This window comes from Pseudoalteromonas sp. MQS005 (assembly GCF_001661605.1).
GTDB lineage: Bacteria > Pseudomonadota > Gammaproteobacteria > Enterobacterales > Alteromonadaceae > Pseudoalteromonas > Pseudoalteromonas tetraodonis.
Genome location: NZ_LYRQ01000015.1, coordinates 1 through 16,915, shown reverse-complemented (window position 1 = coordinate 16,915; position 16,915 = coordinate 1). Strand labels below are relative to the sequence as shown.

Annotated in this window: 16 protein-coding genes, 1 tRNA gene and 1 pseudogene; 16 read left to right on the top strand and 2 right to left on the bottom strand. The window is 38.4% G+C overall.

The window, feature by feature from the left end; translation table 11 throughout:
• Positions 1-3: 3 nt before the first annotated feature.
• The 3 genes from eno to A9479_RS07270 all read left to right on the top strand — a co-directional run bounded on the left by eno (position 4) and on the right by A9479_RS07270 (position 2,341).
• A complete protein-coding gene (gene eno, locus A9479_RS07280; RefSeq protein ID WP_064663056.1) occupies positions 4-1,302 on the top strand; it encodes a phosphopyruvate hydratase in 1,299 nt (432 codons plus the stop codon).
• Between the two features lie 196 nt (positions 1,303-1,498).
• The gene (locus A9479_RS07275; protein ID WP_064663055.1) at positions 1,499-1,789 is read left to right on the top strand and encodes a hypothetical protein; all 291 of its coding nucleotides are present in this window, start codon (positions 1,499-1,501) and stop codon (positions 1,787-1,789) included.
• Positions 1,790-1,906: 117 nt separating this feature from the next.
• Entirely contained in the window at positions 1,907-2,341 is a 435-nt protein-coding gene (locus tag A9479_RS07270; RefSeq protein WP_064663054.1) for a hypothetical protein, read from the top strand.
• A gap of 484 nt (positions 2,342-2,825) precedes the next feature.
• Here the strand turns inward: A9479_RS07270 and mutH are convergent, their stop codons facing one another.
• A complete protein-coding gene (gene mutH / locus A9479_RS07255) occupies positions 2,826-3,497 on the bottom strand; it encodes a DNA mismatch repair endonuclease MutH (protein ID WP_064663051.1) in 672 nt (223 codons plus the stop codon).
• 529 nt (positions 3,498-4,026) lie between these two features.
• Here mutH and rppH point away from each other — a divergent pair.
• The 7 genes from rppH to A9479_RS07220 all read left to right on the top strand — a co-directional run bounded on the left by rppH (position 4,027) and on the right by A9479_RS07220 (position 11,413).
• The gene (gene rppH, locus A9479_RS07250) at positions 4,027-4,545 is read left to right on the top strand and encodes an RNA pyrophosphohydrolase (protein ID WP_013465620.1); all 519 of its coding nucleotides are present in this window, start codon (positions 4,027-4,029) and stop codon (positions 4,543-4,545) included.
• A gap of 23 nt (positions 4,546-4,568) precedes the next feature.
• The gene (ptsP, locus tag A9479_RS07245) at positions 4,569-6,833 is read left to right on the top strand and encodes a phosphoenolpyruvate--protein phosphotransferase (protein WP_013465619.1); all 2,265 of its coding nucleotides are present in this window, start codon (positions 4,569-4,571) and stop codon (positions 6,831-6,833) included.
• Positions 6,834-6,898: 65 nt separating this feature from the next.
• Complete coding sequence (locus tag A9479_RS07240; protein WP_013465618.1) at positions 6,899-7,708, top strand: sulfite exporter TauE/SafE family protein; 810 nt, start codon at positions 6,899-6,901, stop codon at positions 7,706-7,708.
• Positions 7,709-7,720: 12 nt separating this feature from the next.
• Entirely contained in the window at positions 7,721-8,524 is an 804-nt protein-coding gene (gene lgt, locus A9479_RS07235) for a prolipoprotein diacylglyceryl transferase (protein ID WP_064663050.1), read from the top strand.
• 13 nt (positions 8,525-8,537) lie between these two features.
• On the top strand, positions 8,538-9,389 hold the full coding sequence (locus A9479_RS07230; RefSeq protein WP_028833960.1) for a thymidylate synthase: 852 nt from the start codon (positions 8,538-8,540) through the stop codon (positions 9,387-9,389).
• A 17-nt stretch (positions 9,390-9,406) separates the two neighbouring features.
• Complete coding sequence (galU, locus tag A9479_RS07225) at positions 9,407-10,285, top strand: UTP--glucose-1-phosphate uridylyltransferase GalU (protein ID WP_013465615.1); 879 nt, start codon at positions 9,407-9,409, stop codon at positions 10,283-10,285.
• 276 nt (positions 10,286-10,561) lie between these two features.
• Entirely contained in the window at positions 10,562-11,413 is an 852-nt protein-coding gene (locus tag A9479_RS07220; RefSeq protein ID WP_197487246.1) for an SPOR domain-containing protein, read from the top strand.
• Between the two features lie 72 nt (positions 11,414-11,485).
• On the opposite strand, the pseudogene A9479_RS19660 reads toward A9479_RS07220, so the two are convergent.
• Positions 11,486-12,719: pseudogene (locus A9479_RS19660) on the bottom strand (IS3 family transposase).
• Positions 12,720-13,217: 498 nt separating this feature from the next.
• Here A9479_RS19660 and A9479_RS07205 point away from each other — a divergent pair.
• The 6 genes from A9479_RS07205 to A9479_RS07180 all read left to right on the top strand — a co-directional run bounded on the left by A9479_RS07205 (position 13,218) and on the right by A9479_RS07180 (position 16,845).
• On the top strand, positions 13,218-13,472 hold the full coding sequence (locus tag A9479_RS07205; protein ID WP_064663047.1) for an SPOR domain-containing protein: 255 nt from the start codon (positions 13,218-13,220) through the stop codon (positions 13,470-13,472).
• Positions 13,473-13,539: 67 nt separating this feature from the next.
• Positions 13,540-14,133, top strand: coding sequence for a FlgO family outer membrane protein (locus A9479_RS07200; RefSeq protein ID WP_013465607.1), 594 nt, complete (start codon positions 13,540-13,542; stop codon positions 14,131-14,133).
• 12 nt (positions 14,134-14,145) lie between these two features.
• Positions 14,146-14,823: a FlgO family outer membrane protein gene (locus A9479_RS07195; protein WP_064663046.1), complete on the top strand. Its 678-nt coding sequence runs from the start codon at positions 14,146-14,148 to the stop codon at positions 14,821-14,823.
• A gap of 8 nt (positions 14,824-14,831) precedes the next feature.
• Positions 14,832-15,509: a FlgO family outer membrane protein gene (locus tag A9479_RS07190; RefSeq protein ID WP_064663045.1), complete on the top strand. Its 678-nt coding sequence runs from the start codon at positions 14,832-14,834 to the stop codon at positions 15,507-15,509.
• Positions 15,510-15,583: 74 nt separating this feature from the next.
• Positions 15,584-15,658: transfer RNA gene (locus tag A9479_RS07185), tRNA-Arg, on the top strand.
• Between the two features lie 182 nt (positions 15,659-15,840).
• Positions 15,841-16,845, top strand: coding sequence for a hypothetical protein (locus A9479_RS07180; RefSeq protein ID WP_064663044.1), 1,005 nt, complete (start codon positions 15,841-15,843; stop codon positions 16,843-16,845).
• Positions 16,846-16,915: the final 70 nt, after the last annotated feature.

Below are 16,915 nucleotides of genomic sequence, written 5' to 3'. Positions count from 1 at the left end.
AAGATGTCAGAAATCGTAAAAGTAATCGGTCGTGAAATTATGGACTCGCGTGGTAACCCAACTGTAGAAGCTGAGGTATATTTAGCTGATGGTTCATGGGGCCGTGCTGCTGCACCATCAGGTGCATCTACAGGAACTCGCGAAGCATTAGAATTACGTGATGGTGATAAAACTCGTTATTTAGGTAAAGGCGTATTAAAAGCGGTAGGTTTCATTAATAATGAAATTGCAGCGGCTTTAAAAGGTCAAAATGCACTTGCTCAAAGTGATGTAGACCAAGTAATGCTTGATTTAGATGGTACTGAAAATAAAGAAAAACTAGGTGCTAATGCTATTTTGGCGGTTTCACTTGCTAACGCAAAAGCGGCTGCACAATCTAAAAAAGTAGAGCTATACGAGCACATTGCTGACTTAAATGGCACGCCAGGTGTTTACTCTATGCCACTACCAATGATGAACATCATCAACGGCGGTGAGCATGCTGATAACTCAGTAGATATTCAAGAATTTATGGTTCAGCCAGTTGGCGCGACTAACTTCCGTGAAGCATTACGTATGGGTGCTGAAGTATTTCACAGCCTTGCAAAAGTACTTAAAGCAGATGGTCATTCAACAGCTGTAGGTGACGAAGGTGGTTTCGCACCAAACCTTGCATCAAATGAAGCTGCGCTTGCAGCCATTAAAGTGGCTGTTGCAAATGCCGGTTATGAGCTTGGAAAAGATATTACCCTTGCACTGGATTGTGCTGCCTCTGAGTTTTATGACAAAGAAGCAAATATCTACGACCTTAAAGGTGAAGGTAAAAAGTTTACCTCTGAAGAGTTTAACTACTTCTTAAAAGACTTAACTGAGCAATACCCAATTGTATCAATTGAAGATGGCCTAGATGAGTCTGATTGGGATGGCTTTGCACATCAAACTAAACTAATGGGCGATAAAGTTCAATTAGTGGGTGATGATTTATTCGTAACCAATACTAAGATTTTAAAACGTGGTATTGATAACGGTATTGCTAACTCAATCTTAATTAAATTTAACCAAATTGGTTCACTAACAGAAACGTTAGCGGCAATCAAAATGGCGAAAGATGCAGGTTTTACAGTTGTTATTTCTCATCGCTCTGGTGAAACTGAAGATGCAACCATTGCTGATTTAGCGGTAGGTACTGCTGCAGGTCAAATTAAAACGGGTTCATTAAGCCGTTCAGATCGTGTTGCTAAGTACAACCAACTGCTTCGTATTGAAGAGCAATTAGGCGCTAAAGCACCTTACAATGGTTTAAAAGAAGTTAAAGGTCAGTAATTCTTTAATTTGTTTAAAATTATAAAAATCCTCGCTTATGCGGGGATTTTTTATGCGTGTAAGCAATTTCAAATGAGAAAAAGTGAATTTTGATATTAGAAGGTAGCTGTACCTTTAATTTGGACTAAACTTGTTTTTATGTTGCCTCTAGGTTTTTTTTTTGTTAACTTTCACTTCTCATTTACAAGGAGTTATGATGAAAAAATTACTTTACTTTACTTTACTTTTAAGTGCACCTGCCCTTTCCTCATCAATGTATTCAAATTGTGATGGCTGTAGTGTTTATAGCATACAAGCTAAAGCAAAAGAGTTGGCCAAATTAGGCGCTCAAACTGTTTACATAGGCGATGAGCAGAAAAAAGTACTCACCAAGTATACCTCGCAATTTGAGCCAGAGCTAAATCAAACTATTCTAATTAAAGAGTCAGTTGAATCTGCTAAAGTAAAAATCTTCAATGATGCTTTATTAGAACGCCAAAACTTATAAAGCTATTTAAAGTCAGGTCATGGCGGCTTACCAACAGGAATTGCAGGATCTGCATATGACTTAGTAGGTTCAAACTATAGGATCACAGCTTTAAAAACATGGTTTAGAAATAATCAGATGTTAACAGCTCATTTAGGTAATTATGTATTGGGGATTAGCTCTGGTATCGGAAAATTTGTACATACAAATATAACGTTTGATATACATACTGCAGATGGTTCGATAGCTATTATGAGAGTAACAGGTTTTTTAACATTCGATGATGTGGTGAACGCAAGGTTAGACCTTGAGTTAATCAAAGTAGTAGACGCTGATGGTAATGTACTAGACCTTACCAAAAAAGAACCATTTAAAGATGTTTTTATAATAAAAGATGGGGATTTAGAGAAAGCAATTTCTTTAGTTAATGCGGCACATAGATTAGGCTTTTATGCCGTTAGGGTATCATCATTTCGTGTAAGCAGTGGCGGTAGTGTCACAATTAATGATGGCCTAGTATGTGAAAAAGTTGGTGATAAAACAGTATGTAAAGTACCAACCAACCCAAAATAGAGGTGTAAATGGATATTCCCGTCAATGATCTTAGCTACTTGTTATTTCTTTTGCCTGTAGCAATTATAATGGTTAATCTATTAAAAAAAGCGACATCAAAAACAAATGTTAAACATAACGTTATACTTAATTTTATTTTAACGATGTTATTTTTCCCCGCTGGGTTTGCACATTTTATTTGGTGTATTTATACATCAATAAAAAAGCAAAAATGCGACATTCAATAATTTAATTTTAGGGGGGTAACTCCCCTTTTTTAGGGTATTTCTAATGATCTATTTCCATTCATCTTTTTATTACATTGTCGTTTTACCATTTTTACTTATTTTTTCAGGTTTGATTTTTTTTCTAAATAAAAATTCAAATACTAAAAGTAGTATAGGTTTAAGCTTGGTTTTGACATTTGTTAATATCTTTTTTGGTTTATTCCATTTGTTTTATGTGATTAACAAAGTGCTTAAAGAGATTCCAGAGAATAAAACGCTCACAGAGTGAATTGCTGCTTTAAAATTTCACCGGTAAAACTGGCTTTTAAGTAAAAGCCACGCGGCAGGGTTTTAATTATTTTCCCGTTTGGGCCTATGGCATCGGTAACAATATGGCTATTAGCGGCTTTTGGTCGTATTTGCATAGCGTCACCTAAATGCCCTGATATTTCATCTACCCGACCAAGCGCTATAAGCTCCATTTGCTCTTCCCAGTCACGCTGTAATTGCGCATCTTGCGCGGGGGAAGGTTGCCACAAAAAGCCACTGCCTATGGTTCTATCAAACGGAGCAATATCGCGCTCACTTAAAATAGGTAGCCATAAAACATGATTCAACTTTTTACGTACGCTACTTGTGTGCCAGGTCATGCCAGTTACATTCATTAGTGGGGTAACCGACACAAACGTGGTTTCTAATGGTTTGCCTTTATATGAAATGGGCAATGTTTTGAGCTCTATGCCTAAATCCTCAAAGTCGGGTAGCGGTTTTGACCCAGCACTTGCGCCTAATACATACTCAATCAGTTGACCTGTCCAGCCTTTTTCACGCAATAAATCATCTGGCGTTTTAAAGTGGTACTGCTGTGCGAGTTGTCCTAGTGTGAGTCCTGCAATAGCATCGACACGTTGCATTAATTGATTGATTGAATGAGGTTTTAAAGGTTGCATACTGTTTATTTTAGTTGAATAAATACCAACGCCATGATAGCAAATTAGTGTGTTAGTGGATATCTTTAGCGGTTGGTTGAATTTTGTTCGTGCTGTGTGTGGTGCAATTTTATGCACTGTTTTAAAACGCCAAGCTTAACTAAGTAACTGAACTGCATTGTTTTTTTTGTTTTTAGTGTTCAGTTTTAATTAAGGTCTATAAATGTTGTAAGGATAAATACAGATGTATAAACATGTTTATCCACAGATTCTGTGGAGAACATCACCTTTTAGATCTTGTATTGTGGATTTGTTTGCTAAATGAGCGTGTTTTACAAAAGTTATGCACAAGCTGTGAGTAACCAGCACAAACAGTGTGGTTTTTATGTATTTATACATGGCAGTGTTGTTTGTTATTCACATGCAATGGATTTCGCTATTAATTTGCCTTAACCGAGGACGTTAACGGGGCTTGTACGTAATAGTATTTGCCGTATTGCAGCTAATGTGGAACAATCATAAAAAATCGACTTACAAATGAGGCACTAAGGTGATTGATGCCGAAGGTTTTCGTGCCAATGTCGGAATTGTAATTTGCAATAATCAGGGGCAAGTGTTTTGGGCCAGACGCTATGGTCAACATTCTTGGCAATTTCCCCAAGGCGGTGTTGATGATGGTGAAACACCAGAACAAACTATGTACCGTGAATTACACGAAGAAGTAGGTTTGCGACCAGAAGATGTAGAAATAGTTGCAAGCTCAAAACATTGGTTACGCTATAAATTACCCAAACGATTAATCCGCCGCGACTCAAGTCCGGTGTGTATTGGGCAAAAACAAAAATGGTTTTTACTGAAATTACGCTGTAAAGATGAAGATGTAAACTTACTAAAAACGCACCATCCTGAATTTGATGATTGGCGGTGGGTGAGTTATTGGTATCCGGTAAGGCAAGTAGTATCGTTTAAACGGGATGTTTATCGACGTGTTATGAAAGAGTTTGCTCCTTTTGCTATGCCCTTCAATAAGCGAGAGCAACAAAAAGACAATTGGCGAAGCAAAAGGTAGTTTTACATAAAAAGGAGCAGTGTATGCTGGCAACACTCAGATCGATAGCTGAGTCTGTTTCGCAACAAGCGAATTTAGACGATGCGTTAGTGTGCTTTGTGAAAATGGTAAAAGATGCCATGAATACCCAGTGCTGCTCCATTTATTTTGCCGATTACAGTCAAGATAACTTTGTACTAATGGCCAGCGAAGGGTTAAACCCCGATGCGGTGGGTAAATTTAGAATTGGCTTTACTGAAGGACTTGTTGGGCTAGTTGCTCAGCGCGAAGAGGCGATTAACATTGCGTTTGCTAAATCGCATCCTCGCTTTAAACTCTCCCCAGAAGTGAACGAAGAAGGCTACAACGCTTTTTTGTCTGTGCCTGTTGTTCATCAAAAAAAGGTATTAGGCGTTATTGTTGTGCAACAGAAAATGGCTCGAGTATTTTCTCAAGATGAAGAGTCGTTTTTAATTACGCTCTCAGCGCAGTTAGCTTCACAGCTTGCGCATGCCGAAATAAAAGAAGTATTGCGCCAAGATGAGTCGTCTCATCAAACATCGGTTTTAAAAGGGGTGTCTAGTGCGCCAGGCATTAGTATTGGTAAAGCCTTTGTTGTTATTCCTAAACTTAATTTTAAGTCCATAGAGCTTACTAAAAATAGTGATGTGAATGAACAACGCCGTTTATTCACGCAAGCGGTTGCTGCAACGCGCAAAGAATTTAGCACTTTATCGATGACATTAAGCGATACCATACCGCAAGAGGCGTTGGCGGTGTTTGATGTGTATCAGCAATTATTGGATGCTAAAAGCTTAGGTCATAATGTAGAGGCACAATTACAAGAAGGTTGGTGTGCAAAAAGTGCATTAAAAATTGTGATTGAACGTTTAGTTGCACAGTTTAATGAAATGCAAGACCCTTATATTAAAGAGCGTGCGGTTGATGTTAAAGACATTGGCTTACGGGTGCTTCATCACTTAGTGAACACTGAGCATGCAATAAAAGACTACCCTGAAAACACAATCCTCATCGCTCACACATTAACTCCTGCGATGTTAGCCGAAGTGCCAAATGAGCGTTTAGCAGGTGTGGTAAGCATTAATGGTTCAGCTAATAGCCATGCCTCTATTTTAACGCGAGCAATGGGGGTGCCTGCAATTTGGGGTATTGAAGATTTACCGTTACTGCAGTTTGATAACAAAGAAATGATTTTAGATGCTTTTGCTGGGCGTTTATATATTTCGCCTTCGCAAATGCTTATTGATGAGTATACCGAGTTACAACATCAAGATAACTTACTCAACAATCGTTTTTTAGAAGAGCAATCACTGCCTGCAATTACCTTGGACGGGGAGCATATTAGTTTATTGCTCAACGCAGGGCTTGAACTTAATACGCAACAAAATAGTGCCCATATTTGTGATGGTGTTGGTCTTTACAGAACCGAAGCGTGGTTTATGCAAAAAGGGCAGTTTCCATCGCAACAAGAACAAGAAAAATGGTATCGCGAAGTACTCAGTAGCTATTATCCTAACCCCGTAGTTATGCGAACGTTAGATATTGGTGGCGACAAAGTTTTAGATTATTTTAATATTACCGAAGAAAACCCGTTTTTAGGATGGCGTGGTATTAGAATTAGCCTAGATCATCCTGAGCTTTTTTTAGATCAGCTCAAAGCCATGCTCAAAGCGAATATTGGCTTAGGTAATTTAAAAATAATGCTGCCTATGATCAGTGGCACTGATGAAGTTGAAGAGTCGCTGGCATTGTATAACCAAGCCTATTATGAGTTAAGCGAAACATTTCCTGAGCAATTAATAGAAAAGCCAGATATTGGCATTATGCTTGAGGTACCTTCAAGTGTATTTATGCTGCCAGAGTGGTCTAGAAAAGTCGATTTTTGCTCAGTGGGTAGTAACGATTTAACTCAGTATTTATTAGCGGTAGATAGAGCAAATGCCCGTGTGGCCGATTTATTCAATCCTTATCATCCAGCTGTGTTACGTGTATTAAATAATATTGCCAGCGAATGTGAGCACTATGAATTGCCCTTTAGTTTATGTGGTGAGCTTGGCGGCGATCCCGAGGGAGCAATATTACTCATTGCCATGGGCTATAGACGTTTAAGTATGAACTTATCGTCGTTAAATAAAGTGAAATGGGTGCTTAGGCGCTTAAATGTTAGTGACATGGAACAATTACTGAGCGAGTGTTTAGCACAGCCCAATGCTAAACAAGTGTTGCGTTTAACCCGTAATTTTATGATAGAGCATCAGCTAGGTAATTTATTTTATACACCTAAATGATAGAGCTGTTATTGTTTATATAATCAATTAAAATATACATATTCTTAAATGTATTAGAGATAACTATGTATGAACTAGGACTTCTAGTTGCAAGTTGTGCGTTATTAGGTTGCATTGTTGGTTTTTTAGCAGGACTTCTAGGCATAGGCGGTGGTTTAATCATTGTGCCGGTGCTAACGAGCTTGTTACTGGGTTTTAATGTGGCCGCTGCCGATCATGTATTAGTTATCGCTATTGCGACATCTTTAGCCTCTATTTTATTTACCTCGACTTCTTCAGCGTTAGCTCATCATAAAAATGATAATGTGCCTTGGAAAATTGCCCCTTGGGTAATGTCGGGTGTGGCCATTGGCGCCTTGATTAGCGGCTTTGCTGCCAGCTTTATACCTGAGAAAATGTTACGAACCGTGTTCGCAGTGAGTGTGGTTTTTATTGCTATGAGAATGGTGCTTTCTGCCCGTAATAAAGTGAGCGTAGGTCACCCGATGCCTGCAGGCCCCGTGCTAGGAAGTATTAGTGCGATAATGGGGGCACTATCTGGGTTGATTGGGATTGGCGGTGGCGCATTACTTGTGCCTATGTTGCACTATTTTTCGGTTGATATTAAAAAGGCAATTGGTTGCGCTGCTGCATGTGGTATTGTAATTGCCTTTTTTGGCTCTATTGGTTATGTCAGCGCTGGTTGGCAAGTAACTGACTTAGCGCATGGTTTTATGGGATTTGTTTATTTACCTGCATTGTTAGGGATTGTTGTTACCTCATGGTTTATAGCGCCAATAGGCGCCAAAGCAACGCATTACTTACCTGTGAATACAATTAAGAAAGTTTTCGCGATGTTACTTGTTATCATCGCTATTAAAATGGTTTTTAGCTAAAGGTTTATTTTTATGGCACTGGAGTTTCCTCAAATTGATCCAATAATTTTTTCTATTGGGCCACTTAGCGTTCGTTGGTATGGATTAATGTACTTAATTGGTTTTGCGTTTGCGATGTGGTTTGCGAATCGCCAAGCTAGTAAGTCCGGTTCAGGTTGGACTAAAGACGAGGTCAGCGATTTACTCTTTTACGGCATGCTGGGCGTTATATTAGGTGGGCGTATTGGTTATGTTCTGTTTTATCAATTTAGCTATTTTATCGAAAACCCCTTATATTTGTTTAGAATAGATCAAGGTGGCATGTCGTTTCATGGTGGGACACTGGGGGTGATCACTGCAATTGCTATTTTTGCTTACAAGCGTAAAAAATCGTTATTACAAGTCGGTGATTTTGTAGCACCTTTAGTGCCTGTTGGTTTACTGGCTGGGCGTATAGGTAACTTTATTAATGGCGAATTATGGGGGCGTACCACTGATGTTCCGTGGGCAATGGTGTTTCCAACTGGAGGCCCGCTTGCACGCCACCCTTCACAACTTTACGAAGCTTTTTTTGAAGGGCTTGTATTGTTTGTCATATTATTGTGGTTTATTAAGCGTCCACGTCCTGCGGGAAGTGTGTCGGGTTTGTTTTTACTGGGTTACGGCGTATTTAGATTTTGTATTGAATATTTTCGCCAACCAGATGCGCAATTGGGGCTATTTGCTGATTTCATTTCTATGGGGCAAATTCTATCGTTACCAATGATAATTGGCGGGTTAGGCTTACTTATTTGGGCCTATAAACAACCACAATCAAAAACAGCGGCAAAAGCTTAAAAGAAGAAGTTAGATGAAACAATATTTAGAATTATGTCAGCGCATTGTCGACCAAGGAAAATGGGTTGAAAACAAGCGTACCGGTACACGTTGTTTAACGGTTATAAACGCTGATTTAGAATACGATGTGGCTAATAATCAGTTCCCAATGATCACCACGCGAAAAAGCTATTACAAAGCGGCTATTGCTGAATTATTAGGTTATTTAAGAGGTTATGACAGTGCTGAGCAGTTTCGTAGCATAGGCTGTAAAACCTGGGATGCTAACGCCAATGAAAATAGTGCCTGGCTCAATAATCCTAATCGTAAAGGTGAGGATGATATGGGGCGCGTTTATGGCGTGCAAGGACGAGGCTGGCAACGCCCTGATGGTTCAACACTGGATCAACTTGCAAAGGTCATCAATAATTTAAAAAATGGCATTGATGATCGCGGCGAAATTATTACCTTTTACAACCCAGGTGAGTTTGAGCTTGGCTGCTTGCGCCCATGCATGCATACGCATACCTTTTCATTACTAGGCGATACCCTGTATTTAACCTCGTACCAACGAAGTTGTGATGTACCGTTAGGGCTAAACTTTAATCAAATTCAATGTTTTGTTTTATTGGCACTGGTTGCACAAATTACTGGCCACAAAGCAGGTAAGGCATATCATAAAATCACCAATGCCCACATTTACGAAAATCAGCTAGATTTAATGCGAGATGTGCAATTAAAGCGCGAGCCATTTGCTTCTCCTCAATTAAAAATTAACCCAGAGATTAAGTCGCTCGAAGATATAGAAACATGGGTAACACGTGATGATTTTGAGGTGGTTGGTTATCAATGCCACGAGGCTATTCAATACCCATTTTCAGTTTAAAAAATAAGGAGAGCATAATGAAAGCAGTGATCCCCGTAGCCGGCCTTGGAACACGTATGTTACCGGCAACTAAAGCAATTCCAAAAGAAATGCTGCCCGTTGTAGACCGTCCACTCATTCAATACGTTGTTAGCGAAGCGGTTGCCGCTGGTATCAAAGAGATAGTGCTAGTAACGCATTCGAGTAAAAACTCGATTGAAAACCATTTTGATACCAGCTTTGAACTAGAGGCAACGTTAGAAAAACGTGTAAAGCGGCAATTACTTGCCGAAATACAGTCTATTTGCCCTAAAGATGTGACCATTATTCATGTACGTCAAGGTGAAGCAAAAGGCCTAGGTCATGCTATTAACTGTGCCGCTCCTATTATTGGCAATGAACCTTTTGTGGTTATTTTACCCGACGTTATTATTGATGATGTAGAAAGTGACCTAACAAAAGACAACTTAGCTGAAATGATTACTCGCTTTGAGCAAACTAAACACAGTCAAATTATGGTTGAGCCAGTCCCTAAAGATGACGTAGATAAATTTGGTGTTGTGGATTTAGGTGATGTTGAGTTAAACCAAGGTGAAAGCTCACCCATTCAAAGCATGGTAGAAAAACCACCCGTTGACGAGGCACCTTCAAACCTTGCTGTGGTTGGTCGTTACGTGTTGAGTAAAAACATTTGGCCATTACTGGCTAAAACCCCTCAAGGTGCTGGTGATGAAATTCAGCTAACAGATGCAATAGCCATGCTTATGCAAGATGAAAAAGTAGATGCCTACGCAATGAAAGGCCGAAGCCATGATTGTGGCAGTAAAATTGGTTATTTAAAAGCAACCATTGAATTTGCTCTTCGTCGTGATGAATTCGCCGGTGAGCTTAAAACGTTTATTAAAACGTTAATTTAAATAAACTTATCATTATTAGAAGCGCCTATATGGCGCTTTTTTTGATTGTAAAATAGCTTTTTTAGTATTTTAAATTATCACTATTTTTGCAGTTATACAGACATATTTAACATTGTGTTGTAATCTTTATGTTAACCCAAGTTGTTTTGTTGTTAACGTGCTTTGTTGATTCAATTGAAAATTGACTTAATTGAGCGGTCTAAACTATTGAAAGAGAAAGAATCAATGTGTGAATACAGCAAAAAGTATCACCGATATCTGTTAGTCGTATTACTGTTGTTATTAAGTACTGGTTGTACGATATCGCCTGATAAAACATCATTAAATGAACAAGTTAAAGATTCACCTGAATATGTAACCATCACAGCGCTCGAGCTTGCTCAATTAAAAGATGCCGCCTTGCAATGGCAGCAAGCGCGCTCTGGCATAGAGCGGCTATTAAAGTTAGAACGTGAGCTCACATATTTAGTTGATCACCTAGATATTATTAACAGTAAAGCAATAGCGCAATCTAATCAGGCTGTTAGCAATCGTTATGCTCGCTCAGTAATAAACACAAAGGCGCCGCCAAATCTTAGATATGGTAATAATTACGCAAGCACCTCAGATAAAGTTGAACGACCAAGGCAAAGGTATAGTAATCGCTACGCAAAATCCTCTAAAGGGGACGCTCCATACAATCAGCGAGACAGTAGTCGCTATGCTAGCGTGCCTACAAAAATGATTACAGCCTCTTCAAAAAGCTACAGTAAGCGCGCTGTTAGTTTGCCTGTGAAAGCAACGAACTCAATCGTGAAGAAAAAAGTATTCCCTCAAACATCGAAGCTAACAAAAGTGGCAATGGTTGATACCAACAAAAAAGTATTTGCATTGCAGGTTGCGTCACTCGATTCACAAGAGAGTGTTGCTAAAGAATGGAAGCAAATTAACAAAAAAGCAGCGCCTTTGTTTAAGGACAAAATCACGACAAATATTGAAAAAGCAAAGGTTAATAACAAAACCTATTATCGACTAAAATTAGGTGAGTATTTTAACTTTAAAAGTGCAGAGGATGATTGCGAGGTATTTAAATTTTATAAAGTTGACTGTTTTGTGAGTAACTACACTGACGGACCAATCAGGCTATAAAATTGTAATTTAAATTTTTTAAATTAGCCTTCTCTTGTATTAACTATCCCGTCCTGAAATAGGTTGACGGTTTTAATGAAAGACTTGGTGCGAAAGCGCCAGGTCTTTTTTATGCACTTGATTTGGTGTTTTCATATCCAAACTTAAGTGCGGTCGCATTTCATTGTATATAAATATCGATTCTTCAACGAGCTGTTTTAACTCTGCCATATTGCGACATTTATACAGTAGAAACTCTTGTTTTAATATCCCGTTAATACGCTCAGCTAATGCGTTTTGATAACAGTCATATCCATCGGTCATAGATGGCCTAATTCCCTCTTTTAATAGCACATCTTGATATACTTCAGAGCAATATTGTAAACCTCTATCTGAATGATGAATAGCATCACGTTTATATACGCGTTGCTTAATCGTCATCTCTAACGCTTTGACTACATCGGTTGCTTTCATTTCATCACTGAGCTCATAACCCATTACTTTTCGACTATAAGCATCAGTGACTAACGACAGGTAATGCACGCCTTGCGCTGACTTTACGTATGTAATGTCACTAACGAAGACTTCCTCGGCCGCAGTAGGTTTGTGTTCTTTTAGTAAATTGGGATGCTTGCGCATCCAATGGTTACTGTTTGTTGTTTTCGTGTAATTTTTCTTTGGTTTTACAAGAAAGTCATGCTCTCTCAAATAGTCAAAAAACAATCACGGCCTAGTTTAATACCACGCTCTTGCAGTTCTGGCTTTATCATCAGATAAAGTTTCTTCCCACCAATACGAGGCATGAATTGCCTCCAATACATCACCAATTCCTTGACTGGCTCCAACGCTTTATTCCGAGCATCTATCCTGCGCATAGCTTGATAGTAACTTTGTCGCGTAATGTCATATGCACGGCATAAAGAAGTAAGCTTTACTTGCTGTTTTTCTTTTACGCGCGTGATAGCTCGGATATGTACTTTTTTCGCAAGCCCGCTCCATATTCTTCATCCATAATATTAATCATTTCATCTTTGATTAAATCCTTTAGGCGTAAGTCTTCTATCTCGCGCTCTAAACGTTTAATTTTTTGTGCAGGGGTTTCTTTCGATTTAGGCATGTTGGCTATATAAGTTGGTTTAGACCAATCTAATTTACCATGTTTTCGCAGCCATACCAGAACGGTACTACGACCTTGAATGCCGTAATGACTTTGCGCTTGTTTATATGTGAAGTCGCCTTTTTCTACTTGCTCAACAATGGATAATTTAAAGCCTAATGTATAATCTCGTTGAGTACGCTTAACGCCTTTAGTTTTATTGGTTTTAATAAAATAAGTCCTAAATGTGTAAATACATTTCAGGACAAGACAAATATTAGCTGATAGAAGGCTATTTGGATTGTACCTCCATTTAAGAGTGATTGCCTCAGCACGAAATATACCAATTTCTACCAGTATTTTTCATTGTTGTTAGTTTGTGTACCTTTTATTTGCCTGTATCAGCATAGAACACAAAGATAAGTATTTGCAGGTAACATCGAAACAACAGCGAACGAGTATCCATAGCGAGGAATTAATGCATTTAAAAGCACATTTACTAAAGTTGAAAGCAGCTAAAGTTGGTGTTAACCGTTTGTTAGTGATTTAAAGAGATTGATACGCGAATTAAAAGTGGTTGCAAAGCAGAATCCAAACCCAAGTAAAGCTAATCGTGCTTAACTACCATTACAGACTTATTGCATGACTTGAAACCCAGCCGTTAAAAAGGTTAAAGTAATCGTTAGTTTAAATCCAATTGAAAAACAAGCCGTTAAAGCCTTATTTGCCTTGCAAGTTGCAGCCGTTACCGACAAAGACCGACTTAGCCAAAGTTTAAATCAAATAAAAGCCAGCGCATCTTCATTATTTCAGGGTGAATTTGTGGCGAATGTAGAAACTATTAATGTAAGTGGGGTTACTTACTACCGTTTAAAGCTTGGGGCTTATCAGGAACAAGCGAATGCGGCTGCTGATTGCGATAAACTTAAACAGCGCCAAATTAACTGTATTGTGAGTCATTACACCCAGCAGCCTTTAAAATAAATATGTGATAAGGGTATTCGGCATAATAATTGCTTTGTTGTTATTATGTTTTTAGAGGATGGCAACTATGCGCCTTTTGTTACCCTTACTATTATTAAATTTAGCGGGCTGTAGTTTAACACCTCAGCCAAAGCCGAGTATAAGCACTGATGCGCCTAAAGCGGTTATGGCACCTTATACGGTGAACCAGTACGTAAGTAGCTTAAGTGCCCAGCTTAGCCATATTAAAGAGCCTTTTAAAAGCACTGCTTCAATTGCGGTCAGTAGCTTTTATTTAGCAGATGCCCTAGATTCTCACGTTGCTCAAGGGCAAGGGGCAGGGCTTAGCCAGCAAATTCAGGAAAGCTTAATAACCCAATTCACCCAATTAGGTTATAACACGGTTGAATACCGGCTTGAAAACCAACTTAACTTATCAGCGAGTGCAGACTCAGTACTTAGCCGCAATACTGGCAACTTAAAGCAGCGTCAGATTATTGACTTTGTCATCACCGGTACTTTAACTCGCCAAGAGCATGCTTATATTGTTAATGCACGAATGGTAAATATGCAAACCAACCAAGTTGTATCTGCCGGCAGTACTGAAATTCCCATCAATGTGATGTGGAGCAATGAAAAAATACAGCAGCGCGGTGACTATATTTACCGCAGTGAATATTAATTAGGAGCACACATGAAACGCCTACTATTAACTTTATGTTTGCCACTAGGCTTTGGTTGTTCACAAATGACAAACCATAGTGACACACAAATTACCGACGATGCGCCTATGTTTTTTGAGCAACGCCCTGTAGCCGTACCTACACAAAGCGACTCGCTGTATCAAAATAAAACAGCAGTGATGAATAAAAACAAACAAGTTAACACGCCAACACGTAAAAATATTAATCACTATGTGCGTGGCATCATGCAAGACATGGCTGAAAATTTACAGTACGTAAATACTAAAACGCCATTAGCGGTATCAAGCTTTGTATTTTTAGATCGTGACTACAACAATGCTGACTTAGTGGGCAATCAAATAGCAGAGAGCTTTATGCATGAGCTGCATAATTTTGGTGTACCGGTAATCGATTTTAAAACCACCGATTATATGCGTGTAACACCTGGCGGCGATTTTGTTTTTAGTCGCGACTACTTAGAGCTTAACCAAGAACAAAATTTTAGTTACGTATTAGCCGGCACGCTAGTAAACCACCAAGGTGGCATACTAGTAAACGCACGTATTGTTGGTTTAGCGAGTAAAGCGGTTGTAGGCTCTGCACAGGGCTTTATTCCGCAATCAGTGATCGACGCGTTAAATAGCAGTAACAGTGCTGATGGCATCATGCTAAAACAAGCGAGTAAGTGAGGTTTATCATGGCTAACTTAGCTAAGCGCTCAGCTTTAATTAGCATAATTGCATTTTCATTATTACTTTCAGGCTGTAATTTACTTGGTGAATCTAGCATGGCTGAACCCGCTAAGGCTGAGCCTGAACAAACAGTGGTAAGTAATCTTGATTTTAACCAAATCATGGCGCAAATGCAGCGCAATGACGAGCAAGAGCAATATGCTGATACAACGCAATTTAACCCAAACAAGCACCACAAAAGCTTAGTTAATTACGTTGAGCAAATGGCACTTGATTTAACCGACACCATGCAAGTAGCCCCGCAAGATGCAGCGATTGCGGTTACGTCGTTCGTTGATTTAGACGCAAGTTTAACTACAGCAAGCCAGTTAGGTAATCAGTTATCAGAAACCTTTATACATCAACTACAAAAGTTTGGTTATAGCGCCGTTGATTTTAAAACAGCCAATTTAATTACCGTAAATAAGCAAGGCGATTTTGCCTTTACACGAAACACTCGCAAACTTGCTGGTACCAGTATAGCCAGCCATGTATTGTCAGGCACCCTTATTTATAGAGAGGGCGGCGTAGAAATAAACGCACGCGTTATTGATATTCAAAGCAAACGCTTAGCAGCCAGCAGCCGAACATTTATACCGCTTTACGTATTAAATAAAGAAGATATATATTTATCAAGCAATTAACTTAATTTGATGCTTGATATAAAAAACCAGATGCCGTTATAATTTCCAAACACTTAGTACTTAGCACCCAGCGTGGCCTCTTAGTTAAATGGATATAACGGCCCCCTCCTAAGGGGCAGTTGCAGGTTCGATTCCTGCAGGGGCTACCAATTAAATCAATAACTTACATTTATTTTTCCTTCTTGTTTAATTTCTGTGTAGCACATGTGTAGCATGGCGAGTTATTTATATAATGGATAATCTTCAACTCATATAATTGTATGGACTCTATGTTTGCACTAATATCACCTACCGTAGATTTATTTTAATCAATAAAAATTAAGGCTCTACTATGGATAGTTCAGTTAAAAATAAAGCATTAGAGAAAATCGAAAAGTTTTTTTTAAAGTTAGCTAATAGAGCTAGACAAAAACTAGAATCTTCATCAAATTTAAAATTAGTTGATTTAACTCCTACTGACTCTGCTGAAGATTGCGATACATATTTTGAGGCAATTGATCAGGGGATGAAAAACCCAAATGTTAAAAATATAGCTCTAACAGGGCCATATGGTTCAGGTAAAAGTAGCATAATAAAATCATATGAAAAGCAAAGTTTAGGCATCTACAGACTATTAAATATTTCTCTAGCCTCGTTCAAAGATGAGGCTAGAGAGCTCTCTAAGGCACAAAAAGAAGATCAAGATAGGTCAATTGAAAGAAGCATTATTCAACAAATGCTCTATGGTGCAAATTCAAGTAAATTAGTTCATTCGCGTTTTAAACGTATCAAAACTATGCAATCAGGCACAGCCGCGTTCATATCTCTTACATATTTTATTTGGTTCGTAAGTTCTATTTTTTTATTCTCAATTGATATTAGTAATTTACTTTTTTATTCAGAGTTGTTTTCTTTAGAAGTGTTCTGCTTAATTTATGTGGCAGCCATACCTACTCTGCTTTTTTATGACTTTTTAAAGCTCAAAAGTGGTTTTTCATTTAAAAAGCTTTCATTAAAAAATTTAGAATTAGAAACTGGTGAAGTTACGGAGAATTCAATTCTGAACCGTTATTTAGATGAAATCATATATTTCTTCCAAGTTTCTAAATACAACTTAGTAGTAATAGAAGACTTAGACAGATTCGGAAGCCCAGAAATTTTTGTTAAATTAAGAGAAATAAATAAACTCATAAATGATAATGATAAAACAACTGGAGAAATCAAATTTCTATATGCACTCAAAGACGACATGTTTGTTCATAAAAATAGGGCTAAGTTTTTTGATTTGATAATACCAGTGATACCCATAGTGAATTCAAAGAACTCGTTGGATAAAATTTTAAATACTCGTTTGTGAATCGCCCCGTGTTTGCCAGAGACTCAATAACTTGAGAAACTGGAACTATGAAAAAATCAAATCGCTATAC